The 17185-nt window shown below is 32.0% G+C and carries 12 protein-coding genes; 9 read left to right on the top strand and 3 right to left on the bottom strand.

Annotated features, from left to right (window positions below):
- Positions 1 to 18 precede the first annotated feature (18 nt).
- The 8 genes from ACR9ES_RS04670 to ACR9ES_RS04635 all read left to right on the top strand — a co-directional run bounded on the left by ACR9ES_RS04670 (position 19) and on the right by ACR9ES_RS04635 (position 10308).
- On the top strand, positions 19 to 2127 hold the full coding sequence (locus ACR9ES_RS04670; protein WP_435255284.1) for an HsdM family class I SAM-dependent methyltransferase: 2109 nt from the start codon (positions 19 to 21) through the stop codon (positions 2125 to 2127).
- A 38-nt stretch (positions 2128 to 2165) separates the two neighbouring features.
- Complete coding sequence (locus ACR9ES_RS04665) at positions 2166 to 3365, top strand: restriction endonuclease subunit S (protein WP_435255283.1); 1200 nt, start codon at positions 2166 to 2168, stop codon at positions 3363 to 3365.
- Positions 3366 to 3369: 4 nt separating this feature from the next.
- Positions 3370 to 6645 carry a DEAD/DEAH box helicase family protein gene (locus ACR9ES_RS04660; RefSeq protein WP_435255282.1) on the top strand — a complete coding sequence of 1092 codons (3276 nt, stop codon included), beginning with the start codon at positions 3370 to 3372 and terminating at the stop codon, positions 6643 to 6645.
- A gap of 13 nt (positions 6646 to 6658) precedes the next feature.
- Positions 6659 to 7708 carry a hypothetical protein gene (locus tag ACR9ES_RS04655; RefSeq protein WP_435255281.1) on the top strand — a complete coding sequence of 350 codons (1050 nt, stop codon included), beginning with the start codon at positions 6659 to 6661 and terminating at the stop codon, positions 7706 to 7708.
- On the top strand, positions 7674 to 7841 hold the full coding sequence (locus ACR9ES_RS04650; protein ID WP_435255280.1) for a hypothetical protein: 168 nt from the start codon (positions 7674 to 7676) through the stop codon (positions 7839 to 7841). Before ACR9ES_RS04655 ends, ACR9ES_RS04650 begins: the two co-directional genes overlap by 35 nt.
- A 714-nt stretch (positions 7842 to 8555) precedes the next feature.
- On the top strand, positions 8556 to 8852 hold the full coding sequence (locus ACR9ES_RS04645) for a helix-turn-helix transcriptional regulator (RefSeq protein ID WP_435255279.1): 297 nt from the start codon (positions 8556 to 8558) through the stop codon (positions 8850 to 8852).
- 236 nt (positions 8853 to 9088) lie between these two features.
- Entirely contained in the window at positions 9089 to 9529 is a 441-nt protein-coding gene (locus ACR9ES_RS04640; RefSeq protein ID WP_299032683.1) for a DUF6943 family protein, read from the top strand.
- A gap of 137 nt (positions 9530 to 9666) precedes the next feature.
- Positions 9667 to 10308: a DUF6266 family protein gene (locus tag ACR9ES_RS04635; RefSeq protein ID WP_435255278.1), complete on the top strand. Its 642-nt coding sequence runs from the start codon at positions 9667 to 9669 to the stop codon at positions 10306 to 10308.
- 242 nt (positions 10309 to 10550) lie between these two features.
- Here ACR9ES_RS04635 and ACR9ES_RS04630 read toward each other — a convergent pair whose 3' ends face one another.
- The 3 genes from ACR9ES_RS04630 to ACR9ES_RS04620 all read right to left on the bottom strand — a co-directional run bounded on the left by ACR9ES_RS04630 (position 10551) and on the right by ACR9ES_RS04620 (position 14363).
- The gene (locus ACR9ES_RS04630; RefSeq protein ID WP_435255277.1) at positions 10551 to 10862 is read right to left on the bottom strand and encodes a hypothetical protein; all 312 of its coding nucleotides are present in this window, start codon (positions 10860 to 10862) and stop codon (positions 10551 to 10553) included.
- Between the two features lie 218 nt (positions 10863 to 11080).
- A complete protein-coding gene (locus tag ACR9ES_RS04625) occupies positions 11081 to 11647 on the bottom strand; it encodes a methyltransferase family protein (protein ID WP_435255626.1) in 567 nt (188 codons plus the stop codon).
- A gap of 154 nt (positions 11648 to 11801) precedes the next feature.
- Positions 11802 to 14363, bottom strand: coding sequence for an ATP-dependent Clp protease ATP-binding subunit (locus ACR9ES_RS04620; protein WP_435255276.1), 2562 nt, complete (start codon positions 14361 to 14363; stop codon positions 11802 to 11804).
- Between the two features lie 306 nt (positions 14364 to 14669).
- On the opposite strand from ACR9ES_RS04620, the gene gyrA reads away from it, so the two are divergent.
- On the top strand, positions 14670 to 17171 hold the full coding sequence (gene gyrA, locus ACR9ES_RS04615) for a DNA gyrase subunit A (RefSeq protein WP_274634950.1): 2502 nt from the start codon (positions 14670 to 14672) through the stop codon (positions 17169 to 17171).
- Positions 17172 to 17185 lie beyond the last annotated feature (14 nt).

Here is a 17185-nt window from a genome sequence, read left to right as displayed (position 1 = left end):
TAAAATTGAAAATAATAAATGAGCCAAAATATACTACAGTACGAATCTAAAGTGTGGTCTACTGCCGACCTTTTAATTGGTGCAGGAATTAAGCAATCAGACTTCCCAAAATATATGATGCCTTACTTTGCAATGATAATGTTGGAAAGTAGATTAGTTAGGCATTACAAAGAGTTATTAAAAGACTTTGATGCAGAAACCATTAAAGATATTGAAAATATAGACGACTTTTTAGAAGAGTTTAAAGATTACAATATTGGGTACAATGATTTAGTAATTAGAAGCCAAAAAACATTAGCTGAAATATGCAGAAACGATAAAACTTTTGACAACGATTTTGATGCCTACTTAAAAGCATTCGACCCAGAAACTAAAGAGTTATTAGGTGTTGATAGAGGGAATACAGAAGAGAAGTATTTAGATATTTCAGGAGTTAGTGGTCAACTACGTAAAAAAGATATTCTTTTTGATACCGTAAAAAAATGGAGTGAGATTGATTTAACACCTTTCAATAACTCGGATATAACAACTTTAGAAGAACACATAAAACGTAAATGGGCTGATATTTCTGCCGAAACTGCTGGAGAGCAATATACACCTGATGATATTATATCCTTAATTTCAGAAATTATATTATCTAAAATTGAAGATAATAACGAGTTTTTAACCATATACGACCCAACCTGTGGTGGTGGTAACTTGCTATTTGGTGTAGAAGATAGAATAAAAGAAAAGTTCAACAGACCAACAAAAACATACGGTGAAGATTGGAGCGATAGTTTATACGCTTTAGCAAAAATAGAAAGTCGTTTTCGTAATGATTCAGATATTAAGTATGGTAACACACTTACTAAAATTCATTTTATTGAAAAGCAATTTGATGTCATTGTAGCAAATCCACCTTACGGTGTAGATTGGAAAGGCTATAAAAAAGATATTGAAAATGATACTACAGACCGTTTTCACGCTTTGCCTTCCATTTCAGATGGTCAGTTTCTGTTTACGCAGCATATATTATCACAATTAGATACTAAAGGATTATCAGTAGTTGTACATAACGGTTCAACGTTGTTTAGTGGCGATGCAGGTAGTGGTGAGAGTAACATTCGTAAATACTTCTTTGATAACGATTGGGTAGAAGCTATTATACAAATGCCAACAGATGAATTTTTCAACACAGGTATTTATACGTACCTATGGATATTCAACAAAAACAAAGCCGAAGAACGCAAAGAAAAAGTAATACTAATTGATGGTAGTAACTTTTGGGAACCATTAAAAAAGAGCAAAGGTAAAAAGCGCAGAGAAATGGTTTTTGATAACAGAAAAACCATTGTAGATACCTTAACCGATTTTAAAGATACTGAACACGCAAAGGTATTTGATAAGTGGCATTTTTATTATAATAAACAGGCTATAATGCTAACCAATGTAGATGAAAATGGAAAGACTTTTGAAGACCAGTTACCAATTAAGAAAAACAAACAAGGTGAAGAAATTAGAGCTAAATCGATAAAGTTAAATCCTACTAAAATAACGCAAGTTTTAGAGGAAGAAACAATTGAGCTTACAGACTTTGAAATTACATCTTATGATGCTTCTAAATATAATTCTTTAATAGAATATTATACCGAAGGTTTAAAACCATTAATTGATAGTATAGACTATAAAGAAGCAGACTTAAAAGTATTTACAGCCAAAACAAGCTATTATTTTGATGAAGATAAAGAAACAATTATTGAAGTTTCTAAAAATGAAGATGGGTCATTGAGCGAAGTCGAAATGGGTTGCGGTAAAATAGTAGTAAAAGCATCTTATAAAAAAGCTACTAAAACTAAAGAAGCGCGTATTGAAATTTCTGTGGAGTTAACACCTGACTATGAGAAAGATTATGAAATAATTCCTTACAATCCTAACGAGGTAGAAAACCATCAAAACATTGCCGATTTTATGGCAAAATACATTACAAAGCCTTTTGATTACATAGAAAATACAATTGGTGTTGAGATTAACTTTAATAAAGTCTTTTACAAGCCAGAACAGTTGCGTTCATTACAAGAAATCACATCAGATTTAGAAGAATTAGAAAGTGAATTAAAGAAAATCGAACAGGCATTAACCCACTAAAACTGTCATCCTGAACTTGTTTCGGGATCTCAAAAATTATGAAACAACACTTAAAAAAATACAATAATTATAAAGATTCTGGTATTGAGTGGTTGGGTGAAATTCCTGAACATTGGATATTGGGAAGAGTAAAAGATTTAGTTAAAATAAAAGGTGGTCAAGATCAAAAAAAAGTTTTGAATCACAATGGTAAGTATCCTGTTTATGGTTCAGGTGGTATTTTTGGTAGAGCTGATAAATATCTTTACAATAAAACTTCAGTTCTTTTAGGAAGAAAAGGTACTATAGACAAGCCACTTTATGTTGATATCCCATTTTGGACAGTAGATACAATGTATTATACTGAAATTTTTAAAAACACAAATCCTAGGTTTTTCTATTATCGTTGTACTTGTATATCTTTTGATTTGTATCAATATGGCTCTGCAATCCCTAGTATGACACAAGGGGATTTAATCAATATAAATTTTGCTATTCCACCCCTAAAAGAACAAACTCAAATAGCCAACTATTTAGATGCTAAAACCACAGCTTTAGACAAAAAAATAAACTTATTAAAACAAAAAATAAAACACTATAAAGCCTACCGTAAATCTTTAATTAATAGTGCCGTTACCAAAGGTTTAGATAAATCGATAAAATTAAAAGATAGTGGTATAAATTGGATAGGTGAAATTCCAGCACATTGGGAGATAAAAAGAGTTAAAGATATATTTTCAATTAGTCGTGGTAGAGCTATTGGTAAAACAGAGTTGATGTCAAATGGTAAATATCCTGTTTACTCTTCTCAAACTAAAAACAAAGGTGTTTTAGGTTATATAAATACTTATGACTTTAATGCAAATTTATTAACCTGGACTACTGATGGTGTTAATGCTGGTACAGTTTTTATAAGAGAAGGTAAATTTAATTGCACTAATATATGTGGTACGTTAATACCAAAAAAGCATCCAAAACTATCTCTCGACTATATGGCTTTTGCAGTTCAAGAGAGCACACAACATAATAAACGTATAGATACAAATGGTGCTAAAATAATGAGTAATGAAATGGCGGTTATTGATATCGTTTTCCCACCAATTGAAGAACAGATTAAAATAGCTAACCATATTAAGTCAAAAACAGAGATTATTTCTAAAGTGGTAAATAACATAGAAACCCAAATCAATACCTTAAAAGAATTACGTAAAACCCTAATTAATGAGGTTGTAACGGGTAAAGTAAAAGTAACAGCATAATTTTATGGACGAACTAATACTACAAGATAAATACTTAATGAGCTTCTTTACCAATCCTACCAATGGTTTAGGGTATAAAGAAGTAAAAGCTAATACAGTATCAAAACTTCATTTTGTTGTTGAAGATTTAAAAGAGTTCATTAGCGAAACTACTTTAAATAAAAAAGCATACAGAACATTATTAAAGAAATTTAATAATAACGAAAAAGTGCTACTTCAAGAATTTCAAGAGTTTTTAAACAAACGTATTGGTGAGTCTATGAATATGGCATTATTTATTAATAATAATAAATCTGTCACATTCAAAGGGGTTAAAATTAACCTCTTCTATCCAAGTGGTAGCATCACGCACGGTGATAAATTATTTGAAGAAAACATATTTTCTGTAGTACAAGAATTACCATATATGTACCATTATCAAGGTAAAAAACAGTTCAGTTTTAGACCAGATATTACCTTTTTTGTTAATGGTATATTTTTAGGGTATTCAGAGCTAAAATCAAATTACAATAATCAAACTGCTAGTAAAGATGGTAAAACTAAAATAGCAAACGATTACCAAAAAGCAGTAACTAATTATTTAGAAATAGCAGATGGTAATGATGTAGATAAAAGTATTCGCAAAGACTTTTTAAAAATATTTGAAAAGGCAATACATATAACAACTACAGATGTTCAAGATACGTTTATTATTAGAAACATAGGTAATCACTTTGATACCATAAAAGCTAAAGTTGAAGATAAATCCTTTGATTTTGAAGAGTATAAAACTAAAGTCGCTTACGATTTAAAATCATATCCAGTACTAAACAGAGAAGCCAATAAGCAAGAACGTTTTGAAGAAGTTTTTAAAGCCTTGTACGGCAAAAAAATGATTGAGCGTGAGATATTGTATTACAACTTTATTGAGCGTGAATTAATAAAATCAGAAAAAGGAAAACAAAAAGAATACAAGCATAATGATGGTAGGCTAATAGCACCAAGACCAAAACAAAAATTCGGTGCAGATAAAATCATTAGCAAAATTGATGAGTTTTTAGAACACGAAGACGAGCCAGATTATTTCATAAATAAACTACGCCAACAACTAACTGAAAAAGGTTTAGGAGCTTCACAAATTGAAGAATTAATTAATAAAAGGCAGAAGTATCAAAACAACAAAAACGTCTATTCATTACTATTGCAATATGCAGCAGGTTTTGGTAAAAGTAACATTATAGGTTGGTCATCTTTAATGTTGAAAGATTTACGTAAAAATGATGAGTTTGTCTATGATAAAATAATGTTGGTTGTAGATAGAGTTCAATTACGCGATCAGTTAGATAGTAAAATGTATAATATGAATATTGCTAATAGTATGTTCATAGAGGCTAATAGTAAAAAATCATTTTTAGAAGCCTTAAATACAGATAAACGTATTGTTGTAGTCAATCTTCAAAAGTTCAATTCAATAAGAGAGTTTTTAGATGATGAAGTAGTAAAGACATTATCAACTTTGCGTATTGCTTTTTTAATTGATGAAATACACCGTTCTAATAGTGGTACACAGCACGAAGAAATGGTATCGTTATTTGATGAATTACAAAATAGCTTCGATTCTAATAAAGAATATAAAAAGGAATACAAAAAGAAAAACCTAATCATAGGTTTTACTGCTACACCAAGCGATGTTACTTTAGCTCGTTTTGGGGAGTATAATAAATATGCCGAAGCTGAAAAAATATGGGTTCCGTTCGATAGTTATACAATGAAAGAAGCTATTGAAGATGGTTATATTTTAAACCCAATTAAAGGTATTGTTCCGGTATCAGCTAAAATGTATTTTGAAAAGCCAGATGATGCAACAGAAGGTTTTGAGGGAGATACAGGGTATTATGAGCAATCATTACCTGATAATCCAGATGCTGGTGTTGATGCTAATGGTAAGAAATACAGAATTAGTAAAAAGAACATTTACGAGAACGAAGAACGTATTGAAGCTATTTCAAAGTTTGTTGCCAAACGATTAGTAACTGCGGTTTATCACAATATTCGTGGTACAGCAAAAGCAATGTTTGCAGCTTCTTCTATCAAAGCAGCTATAAAATATCGTAAGTATATACAGCAGTATTTTAATGAGTTAGTAGAAGAAAAGAAATATGAACGTTTTAAAGATGCACCAATCTATATAGTGTATAGTTCAGATGGTCAAAAGTATGAAAGCGCAACAACGCTAAACGGTGGTTTATCAGAAGCCAAAGTATTACAAAATTTTGCTATTAAAAAGAATGGTTTAATCATAGTAGTAGACAAACTACAAACAGGTTTTGATGAACCTAAATTACATACCTTATTTTTAGATAAAGAGATTAGCGGTATCAATGCGATACAAACAATTTCAAGAGTTAATAGAACAGCAGGTAAGTATAAAAAGGATTGTAAAATTATTGATTTGTCTTACAAGAATGTAAATGTTAATAATATAAAACAGGCGTTCGAGCATTTCAGTAATGTTGTAGTAAGTGACTTTGACCCATTAGGGCAAGAACAACTATTACAAGAAATATACGAGGGCTTAAATCAAGATAATATCTTCAAACAACATTTTCAATCCTTTAAACTTTATCAACAAGGAAAGAAAGAAGATATACAGCCTATTCAAGATTTTGAAAATACAGTTACTCAATTTGTAAGAAAACAACCAGAAGAAGCTAAAAAGCTAAAGCATAACATTAATAAATATTTCAAAATATTAAATCTAATAGCATTTGTAATAGAAATTGATGATAAGTATAGCGAAGAGCATTTTACAAGATTTTGGCAAAAATTCAGTATTCTTTATAACACCTTAAATGGTACAACAGTGTTGATAGATGATGTTGAAGTATATTTTGATAACAGAATAGGTATAGTTGCACCACCAGAAGAAAAAGAAAAGAAAGAGCGTACTTCAGAGGTAAATGAGCCAAGTGGAACTTATGGAGGAAAGCAATATAAATTTGATATTTTAGCAGTAATAGAAAAACGTAATGAAGAGGAAGAAGAAGTAGAAGCCTTAATAGTAGATTTTCAAAACAAAATAGAAGCCTTTTTTGAATATGTAAATAAGGAAGGTGCTCGTTTAATTGCAAAAATGAAAAGTACTAAAACCGTTTTTGATGAAGACGAAATCTATAAAGACTTTGAAATAATCTATAAAAAATACATCAGAAGAAATCGTAAAACATTAGGTCAATTCTTCATTAAAGAAACAGAAGATATAGTAAACCAACTTTGCGATGATTTTGAGAAAGCACTTTAATTAATTATTTAAAATGGCAAAAAAAGATAAAAGTAACCCTTACAATAGAAAAATTAACAAGCCTATATTTTTCAAAATTCATACACCTCCAGATATATGGCATCATGTATATGGTTTAACTTCTGCAATTGGTTTATTGATTACGGTTGGTATCATTGTCTATAATTACTTTAACCCCAATACTGAAAATAATTTTAATTACATTTTAACAATATTAGTTGTTTTATTAGCGTCTGTTTTACTGATGTTTTTAATCAGTGTGATTTATTACGGCAATAGGTTGAAAAAGTATTCGCAAATACCTGCAGATTATAGCTTTTTAAAAGAACAAACTGAACGTCATGATATTATTTTAAATCAATTATGTGAATGTTCACATATTATAACTCATTATTATAGAAATTTAGACTTTTTATTGCAAGACATTATTGATGTTGACGAAAAACAAGTTTCTAATGATAGCTTAATAAATGTAATTAATAAATTCGATTATTTTCTCATTAACATAACCACTAATCTTCAATCATACTTTAGTCAGGTAACCGATGATAATTGTTCCATAACCATAAAGCTCTTAAATTTTAATAATTCAGATGATGGTTCCAAAACGCTTGTTCGTACTTACTTCAGAGACCCAGTTAACTTTAAAAAAAGACGAAATTCAGACACTGTTTGTAGTCCTTGTTCTGTTAATGACAACACTGCTTTTTCAATTATTATGGATTCAAACTATCAGAATATTTATTTTTCAGAAGATAATTTACCTGATCTATATGATATACATCAATATAAAAATCCAAATCTAGATTGGTATAAATATTATCATAGTACTTTAGTTGTTCCAATATCCATTGTAACGGGAGCTAATAGTCGCAGTATATTAGGTTTTTTATCGGTAGATAACTTTAAAGGCGGTTTAGCCACAAATAGTAATAAGGAATATTTGTTTTTTGTGGCAGATTTATTATATTTAGCTTTCAGTAAATTTAATAGTATTATTGAATTAGCTAAAACTAAAAACTTAACAAATGAAAAAATCGACAGGTACACGAATTGGAATTAGTGTGGATAAATCTTCTGCTGCAAAAAAAGTGGTAATTAGAGATACTGTTTTTAGAAAGGGTTCTGTTTTAAATTCAAATAATAATTTTTACAGAGAAGAGAAGGTATCAATAGGGTTTAAAGTGAGGAGGTAAGTCAATTAAATAATTCTCCCCACAAAATAAAACCCAGTTTTTTCGTATCTCAAAATCCTCTGTCTTTTATTTTGTTCCGCTTGCCAATGCGCTTGTAGTTTTTGGTTGCTAAGTCTCACACAGCATATTACTTGTTTTATTTAAACGTTTATATTTTAATAAATAAGTACAATAAAAAAGTAAAAAGCTGTTGCCAACGCTCACACCAAAAACTACCCAAAGCTATGTTTACATAACAGGTAGTTATAGCCCTCTTTCGTAAACTACAGGGTCTATAACCTAATTATGTAAAATAGCCGCTATTCCAACGCTCAATTTACAACTACAAAGAGTAATTAGTTATCTCATTCAAGCTGCACAAAACCATCGTTAAGTCCAAGTATTCCTTACCTCAAGTCTTTGTTTGTTTCATTTCGTTAACAAATATCATAGTCCACTTTTCCCCACCACCCAAGTCAGCGGTTATAAAAAAATAGGTTTATAAAGTGTAGTGCTACGCCATAGCATATTCCTTTTTATCGTACCTCAAAAAAGCAATAAGCTATTGTCTAAAAGTCCTGTATAAGTAGCTTTTTTAAATGCTGTTTTATCAAACAACTATTTAAAACGCTACCCATACAATCGCTACATCCAACGCTCAATTTTGCAATAACCTATTTTTTTAAGAGTTTATACCCCAAAAAGTATAAAACAATAAACTAAAAACAAATTAAGATGATTACAAAAACTATTCAAATCACAGAAGTTACAGTAGAGGAATTAGCAGATGAGGTAGCAAATAAATTAATGCTTAAAATTGAAAACTACCTAAAAGAGTTATCTAAAAAGAAAAATGATGAAATACTTACAAGACAGGAAGTAGCCGATTACTTAAAGATAAGTTTTGCAACAATATACTCTTGGAATAAACACGGTATTTTAAATCCAATTCGTATGGGTAACAGAGTTTTTTACAGAAAACAAGACATATTAAATGTTTTAGAACAACAAAAAATAAATAAAAAAAAGTAGCAAATGTATGTGGCTGCAACAGCCAACGCGTAAGGCTATAAAGGTCAAGCCCTGCGGGTTTTAAATAAAACTTTTTAATAGCCTTTTCTATTTTATCAAATATTTTTACTCAAAAAAACTTTTATCCAAAAACCTTGACAGCCTTATCCACGCCACAATAATAGAAGCTATCATTTTTTTCTTTTCAAAAAAATAATGGTGCGAAGCGTAGCGAAGCAATTTTAAATTGGATAGCTATGTCAACTTTTGAACTGAAAACCCACCAAATCGGAAGAACCTACTCGAACCCTCATTTTTTTATCCTAAACAAAGGACTTAACAGCGGAAAACCTCTTTCAAATCCTTGTCCTAACTGTTTTGTAGTAATCACAAAAACCGAAACAGATAAAAACACGCTTTTTCATTTATCTATGATGTTGCAAATAGGCGGTTTTTACGCTTATTATTTAAAGGGTAGTGTTATTCCGTTTATTTCTGTAGATGATTGCAGAAACACGCTTAAAAAAAGTTTAAAATCTACTTCAAACATAAACGACCAGATGCAAAAGCATATTAAAGCGGTTGAGGTTATCAGTAAAAAAGAAAAGGAGCTACAAAATGTCATTGATAAAATGGCAGTTTTAAAGGTTGCATACATTCGTAATTGTTTCAAACTAATGCAAACAAAAGAAGCCTAATGCAAAGGCATCTCACAAGCCTAAAACAGTAACAAAATGGCATAATTCTCGTTATATTAGTAATGAAAACAAGGTTTAAAAGCAATGTCAAGTCCGTACCAAGTCCGAACAAGTATTAATTTTAAATAGTAATAAAAATGGGAAAGATTTCACAAGGTATTTTAGGAGGATTATCAGGTAAAGTAGGTAATGTTATAGGTGGTAATTGGAAAGGTATTGACTATATCAGAATAAAACCATCTAGTGTAGCAAACCCAAGAACTGAAGGGCAAGTAAATCAACGTAATAAATTTACTATCACGTTGGAATACTTACAAGCAAACAAAGATTTTGTAAAAATTGGTTACAAGTCTTTTGCAACAAAAAAAACAGAGTTTAATGCAGCGATGTCTTATGTGTTAAATAATGCGGTAGGAGGTACGGCACCTAACTTTACGATAGATTATTCATTAGCTCTTTTAAGTAGAGGTTCTTTATCAGGTGTTTTAAATGGTATAACAGATTTAGCAACACCAGGACAAGTGGATTTTGGTTGGGGAGATAACTCGGCAGAGGGTAACGCAAATGCAACAGATAAAGTAATGGTGTTGGTTTACAATCCAAGTAAAAAAGAATCTGTTTATATTTTAGATGGTGCAGACAGAACAGCAGGTTCTCAATCGGTAACAATTCCAAATACCTATGCAGGAGACACAGTAGAGCTATTTATGGCGTTTGTTTCTGCAGATGGTAGTCAAGTATCAAATAGTGTGTATTTAGGCTCTGGTACGGCTGCTTAATAACTTTAAGTTTAAATACATTTTGAAAATCGTTTTTATTAATTTAGAAGCGGTTTTTTTATACCTTTAGATCACTTCTAATTATAGGTTAAAATGTTATACCTATGTTGTACCTTTTTTAATTAAATCTATTAATCCTCTTTATTTATAGGGGTTTGTTGAGTTAATTAATATAATACATTGTTGTAACACGTTTTTTTATTTCCACTTTCATTATTTAAATCCGATATTTCCGTTCATAATTAAGTCAAAATTGCACTCAATATTCCGAGAATAGCCGTTATTAGTAACATAATTCCTGAAAATCGCCTCAACTTATTTGACTTCCCTTTTAATTTTTCATTTTCTCCCTCAACTTTCCATTTTAGTTTGAACATTGAGTTAAGCATTAATTCGTATGATGAAAAAGAGAAAGGATTTAAAATCGGAAATAATGGATATTTATTTTGGTCAGCAGAGTAATAAATCCAAAGATTCATATAAATCGCAATTCCAAACGAAAAGAAGCTCAAAGCAAATCCAATAAAAATTATTCCGAAAACAATGTCATTCATAAGTATTTGAGTGGTTTTTCAAATGTGTTACAACTAGTTTATATACGTAATAAAATTACTATTACACGGCTTATCTAGAAGTATATGCAGAATTTTTAGCAATTTTATTCTTTTTCAATTTGAGAGCTAAATATATTAAAAAAACCTAAGTGGTTGCTTAGGTTTTTTATTTTTAGTGTTTTTATACTGTTTTGGTATATGACTTTTTAGTTTTAAAATTATTTAACGGCAATAATGGCACTTGCAGGTCCTGTTAAATGCATCATTCTGGTGTCGTATTTAGAAAAATCAATATCACGAGCTAACTTCATAAAATTTCCTATCTGAACACCAGACATTCCATGTATAAATTCTCGGAGCCTGTTTTCATCGGCATAAATCGCTTCAAAAAGCGGTTTACCACCGTTTTTTGTTTCATTCTGTGGTTTTCCGGTTAGTAAAGCTTCTTCTAAATTGTTCCAAAAAGGATACAATCGGTTGTTAGACATTTCTAAAATACCACCGATGTAACTGGGTTTGTTTTTGTCTAAAAATAAGTTAGAGTCTTCAGAATTGCTATAGGTTGCATTTTCTTTTAATCCAGAACTATTTAAAAAACCTAAGGCAACCAGGGTGTCAAGAAAATCGAAAAGAGATCTGTCATGAAGATTGAGTTTCTCTTGGATTTCTTTTCCTGATAGTTCACCATTGGCTAAATGTGTAAACAAGCCCATTTTAAAAGCGGTAAGTAATGTTTTGGAAGCCCAAAATTCCATACCTACTTCCATAATTCTTGAGGGTGTAATTTGATTTTAAGTAGTAGAGTTCATAGTTTAGAAGTTGTAGTTAATAATTTAGTTAAGCTCAATTATTAGGGATTAATCAAACTATTTTATGAATGAGGGAAAATCAAGGGAATAAAAAAATCCCAAGTACTTTAGTGCTCGGGATTTTTATTTTTTAATTATCTTCGTCTATTTCTGTTCTAGACTCTTTAGGTTTTTCGCCTTTTTCTATTTTGATGAGTAGTTTTTGATCTTTCTCATCTAAATCCATAAAAATAGAATCTCCTTCGTCTAGTTTTGAGTTCACAATCTCTTCAGCCAAAGCATCTTCAATATATTTTTGAATCGCTCTTTTTAAAGGACGTGCTCCATATTGCTTGTCAAAACCTTTATCGGCAATATAGTCTTTAGCTTTTTCACTTAAGGTAAGCTTGTAACCTAAATCGTCAATACGTTTTAGTAACTTGTCTAATTCAATATCAATAATCTTATGAATGTCTTCACGCTCTAATGAGTTGAAGATGATAACATCATCAATACGGTTTAAGAATTCAGGTGCAAACGACTTTTTTAAAGCGTTTTCAATCACGCTGCGTGCATTGGCATCTTCTTGTTCCTTTTTAGAGGTAGTACCAAAACCAACACCGCCACCAAAGTCTTTCAACTTACGAACACCGATGTTAGAAGTCATGATAATCACCGTGTTTCTAAAATCGATTTTACGACCTAAGCTGTCCGTAATATGTCCGTCATCTAACACTTGTAATAACATGTTGAACACATCTGGGTGTGCTTTTTCAATCTCATCTAATAAAATTACCGAGTAAGGCTTACGACGTACTTTTTCGGTTAACTGCCCACCTTCTTCGTAACCTACATATCCTGGAGGCGCACCAATTAAACGAGAAATCGCAAATTTTTCCATGTATTCACTCATGTCAATTCTAATAAGAGAATCTTCAGAGTCAAATAACTCACGAGCTAATACTTTTGCTAATTGCGTTTTACCAACACCAGTAGAACCTAAGAAAATAAACGAACCAATTGGTTTGTTCGGGTCTTTTAATCCTACACGGTTTCTTTGAATTGCTTTTACCACTTTAGTAACCGCTTCTTCTTGACCAATTACCTTACCTTTAATTAATTGAGGTAACTCTGCCAATCGACTACTTTCAGCTTCGGCAACACGATTTACAGGGATTCCTGTCATCATCGATACTACTTCGGCAACATTGTCTTCAGTAACCGTTTCACGGTGTAATTTAGAATCTTCTTCCCATTGATGTTGAGCAGATTCTAAGGCTGTTTCAATATTTTTTTCGTCATCACGAAGCTTAGCAGCTTCCTCATATTTTTGTCCGCTAACTGCTTTGGTTTTACGATCACGAATTTCTTCAAGTTTAGACTCTAACTCTAAAATTTGTTGAGGTACTACGATGTTTGTAATATGAATTCTCGATCCAGCTTCATCCAACGCATCAATTGCCTTGTCTGGTAAAAAACGATCGGTCATATAACGGCTCGTTAATTTTACACAAGCTTCAATAGCTTCATCAGTAAAGGTAACATGATGATGTGCTTCATATTTCCCTTTGATGTTGTGTAAAATTTGAATAGTTTCTTCTACTGTGGTAGGATCAACAATTACCTTTTGAAAACGACGTTCTAAAGCTCCGTCTTTTTCAATATTTGTTCTGTATTCATCTAGAGTAGTGGCACCAATACATTGAATTTCTCCTCGTGCTAAAGCAGGCTTTAACATGTTAGATGCATCTAACGAACCTGTTGCTCCACCAGCACCTACGATGGTGTGAATTTCATCAATAAAAAGAATAATATCATCGTTCTTTTCAAGTTCATTCATCAACGCCTTCATACGCTCTTCGAACTGACCACGGTACTTCGTTCCTGCAACTAAGCTAGCCAAATCTAAAGAAACGATACGCTTGTCGAATAAAATTCGAGACACTTTTCTGTCAACAATACGCAACGCTAATCCTTCTGCAATGGCAGATTTACCAACTCCTGGTTCACCAATTAGCATTGGGTTGTTCTTTTTTCGTCTACTTAAAATTTGAGAAACGCGTTCTATTTCTTTTAAACGACCAACTACAGGGTCTAACTTACCTGCAATGGCTAAAGCTGTTAAATCACGCCCGAAATTGTCTAAAACAGGTGTTTTAGATTTCTTTACTTGCTTGCCTTTTTGAGGTTGTTGCCCATAAGGATTTGTTTTATCATCAGCAAAATCATCTTCAGAAGGCGTTTCACTTATAGGAGAGATGTACGTGTCGTCATCAACATGTAACTCTTTGTATAAGCTTTTTGCTTGCTCGTAATCTACATCATACTTTTGAAGTAGTTTTGTTGTAGGGTCATTTTCGTTACGTAAAATACATAATAATAAATGAGCAGTGTCAATAGCATTGCTTTGATATAATTTAGCTTCTAAAAACGTTGTTTTTATAGCTTTCTCTGCTTGTCTTGTAAGGTGTAAACTCTTTCTTTGAGAGTTTGCTATAGATGGGGTTGTAGGGTTTAACTTCTCTAATTTATTGCGAACTAAATCTAAGTCTACATCGAAAGTAGTTAATATTTCGATGGCTTTCCCGTCACCTTTCCTTATCAAACCTAACAATAGATGCTCTGTTCCGATAAAGTCATGACCTAGTCGTAAGGCCTCTTCTTTACTGAAAGTGATTACATCTCTTACTTGTGGTGAAAAATTATCGTCCATAAATTTATTTTCTGTCTTTGTAAAGTTAGTAAGTTTTTTTCTTAAAAATTACAAAAAAGGTGCCAATAGTTTTTAACTGACATTATGACGAGTAAAATAAGCGTTTTTAATGTTTAAAACCTCGTGAAATTGTTAATAAGTATCTTAAAAGAATAGGGATATTTTTTGTGTAAAACTGAGGGTTGTAGTATCTTGCAATGTTTTAGAAAATGCGACAAATAAAATTGCATTTTAAAAGTGAGTTTTATCGAGTGTAAAATTCACTTTTTTAACGAAAATAAATACTAATATTTTAAAAGAAAATATATGGCAGATGGCGAAAAGTTGATCCCTATCAACATTGAAGAGCAAATGAAGTCGGCATACATCGATTATTCAATGTCGGTGATAGTATCTAGAGCATTACCAGATGTAAGAGATGGTTTAAAACCAGTACACAGAAGAGTGTTGTTTGGAATGCATGAATTAGGAATAAAAGCTACAGGAGCATATAAGAAATCTGCAAGAGTTGTAGGAGAGGTGTTAGGTAAGTATCACCCACATGGAGATACTTCGGTGTACGACTCTATGGTGCGTATGGCACAAGACTGGAGTGTGCGTTACATGATGGTTGATGGACAAGGGAACTTTGGTTCGGTTGATGGTGATAGTCCAGCAGCAATGCGTTATACAGAGGTACGTATGCAAAAAATATCAGAAGAAATGTTATCTGATATTGAAAAAGATACGGTAGATCACAAGTTAAACTTCGATGATACTTTACAAGAACCAACGGTTTTACCAACACGTATTCCTAATTTATTAGTAAATGGTGCTTCGGGTATTGCAGTAGGTATGGCAACAAACATGGCGCCACACAACTTAACAGAAGTTATCAACGGTACTGTTGCTTATATAGACAATCGTGATATCGAAATTGATGAGTTAATGCAACACATCAAAGCTCCTGATTTTCCTACAGGGGGAATTATCTACGGGTATGACGGTGTAAGAGAAGCGTTCCATACAGGACGTGGTCGTATTGTAATGCGTGCAAAAGCTACGATTGAAGAGGTAAAAGGTCGTGAGTGTATCGTAGTAACAGAAATTCCTTACCAAGTAAATAAAGCAGAGATGATTAAGAAAACTGCTGACTTGGTAAACGAAAAGAAATTAGAAGGAATTGCGAGTATTCGTGATGAATCTGACCGTAAAGGAATGCGTGTTGTGTACGTATTAAAGCGTGATGCAATTCCTAATATTGTTTTAAATAAGTTATTTAAATATACACAGTTACAAACTTCGTTTAGTGTAAACAATATTGCCCTAGTAAAAGGTCGTCCTGAGCAGTTAAATCTAAAGCAGTTAATTCACTATTTTGTTGAGCACAGACATGAAGTAATTGTTCGTAGAACAGAGTTTGAATTAAAGAAAGCAGAAGCTCGTGCGCATATTTTAGAAGGGTTGATTATTGCTTCGGATAATATTGACGAAGTTATTGCAATTATCCGTGGTTCGTCAAATGCAGATGAAGCACGTGAAAAGTTAATGGAGCGTTTTGAGTTGACAGAAATTCAAGCCCGTGCCATTGTAGAAATGCGTTTACGTCAGTTAACAGGACTAGAGCAAGATAAATTACGTTCTGAGTATGATGAGATCATTAAGACTATTGCAGATTTAAAAGATATTCTTGCTAATGAACCGAGACGTTACCAAATTATTAAAGATGAATTACTTCATATTAAAGAAAAATATGGTGATGATCGTCGTTCAGTAATTGAATACGCTGGAGGAGATATGAGAATCGAAGATATGATTCCTAACTCTAAAGTAGTAGTTACTATTTCACATGCTGGTTACGTAAAACGTACAAATTTAGACGAATATAAAGTTCAGAATAGAGGAGGTCGTGGACAAAAAGGCGCAACTACTCGTAACGAAGATTTCTTAGAGCACTTATTTGTGGGTACGAATCATCAGTACATGTTATTCTTTACTCAAAAAGGAAAAGTGTTCTGGATGCGTGTGTACGAAGTGCCAGAAGGAGGTAAGAGTACCAAAGGTAGAGCAATTCAGAATTTAATCAACATTGAGCAAGACGATAAAGTAAAAGCATTCTTAGTAACAGGTGATTTAAAAGATGAAGACTATATCAACAGTCACTACGTAATCATGGCTACAAAACAAGGTCAGGTTAAGAAAACTCCTTTAGAGCAATATTCTCGTCCAAGAGCTAATGGTATCAACGCTATTACTATTAAGGAAGGAGATGAGTTATTAGAAGCGAAGTTAACTACCGGAGATAGCCAAGTAATGTTAGCGTTACAATCAGGAAAAGCGATTCGTTTTGAAGAAGAGAAAACACGTCCGATGGGTAGAACAGCTTCAGGAGTTCGTGGTATAACTTTAGCGCATGATAACGATGAGGTAATCGGTATGGTTGCTGTAGATGATGCTGAAAGTGATATTTTAGTAGTTTCTGAAAAAGGATATGGAAAACGTTCTAAATTAGAAGATTATCGTATTACCAACCGTGGAGGTAAAGGTGTAAAAACATTGAATATTTCAGATAAAACAGGTAATTTAGTAGCAATCAAGAATGTAGATGATTCTAACGATTTAATGATTATTAACAAATCTGGGTTAACCATCCGTATGGCAGTAGAAGATTTACGTGTTATGGGACGTGCAACTCAAGGGGTTAAGTTGATTAATATTAAAGATAATGACGATATTGCTGCAGTTGCAAAAGTAATGCATGAAAAAGACGAAGAAGAAAATGGCATAGAAATTGAAAATGAATCAAACGAAAGTCAAGAACAACAATAAATAAATCATAACTA

Source organism: Tenacibaculum sp. A30 (genome assembly GCF_051200845.1).
Lineage (GTDB): Bacteria > Bacteroidota > Bacteroidia > Flavobacteriales > Flavobacteriaceae > Polaribacter.
The sequence above is the reverse complement of the archived record's forward strand: the minus strand, read 5'-3'. Positions and strand labels throughout refer to the sequence as shown.

Coding starts and splice junctions, on each gene's coding strand:
- ACR9ES_RS04670 (WP_435255284.1), top strand. CDS start 19: ATGAGCCAAAATATACTACAGTACGAATCTAAAGTGTGGTCTACTGCC.
- ACR9ES_RS04665 (WP_435255283.1), top strand. CDS start 2,166: ATGAAACAACACTTAAAAAAATACAATAATTATAAAGATTCTGGTATT.
- ACR9ES_RS04660 (WP_435255282.1), top strand. CDS start 3,370: ATGGACGAACTAATACTACAAGATAAATACTTAATGAGCTTCTTTACC.
- ACR9ES_RS04655 (WP_435255281.1), top strand. CDS start 6,659: ATGGCAAAAAAAGATAAAAGTAACCCTTACAATAGAAAAATTAACAAG.
- ACR9ES_RS04650 (WP_435255280.1), top strand. CDS start 7,674: ATGAAAAAATCGACAGGTACACGAATTGGAATTAGTGTGGATAAATCT.
- ACR9ES_RS04645 (WP_435255279.1), top strand. CDS start 8,556: ATGATTACAAAAACTATTCAAATCACAGAAGTTACAGTAGAGGAATTA.
- ACR9ES_RS04640 (WP_299032683.1), top strand. CDS start 9,089: ATGTCAACTTTTGAACTGAAAACCCACCAAATCGGAAGAACCTACTCG.
- ACR9ES_RS04635 (WP_435255278.1), top strand. CDS start 9,667: ATGGGAAAGATTTCACAAGGTATTTTAGGAGGATTATCAGGTAAAGTA.
- ACR9ES_RS04630 (WP_435255277.1), bottom strand. CDS start 10,862: ATGAATGACATTGTTTTCGGAATAATTTTTATTGGATTTGCTTTGAGC.
- ACR9ES_RS04620 (WP_435255276.1), bottom strand. CDS start 14,363: ATGGACGATAATTTTTCACCACAAGTAAGAGATGTAATCACTTTCAGT.
- gyrA (WP_274634950.1), top strand. CDS start 14,670: ATGGCAGATGGCGAAAAGTTGATCCCTATCAACATTGAAGAGCAAATG.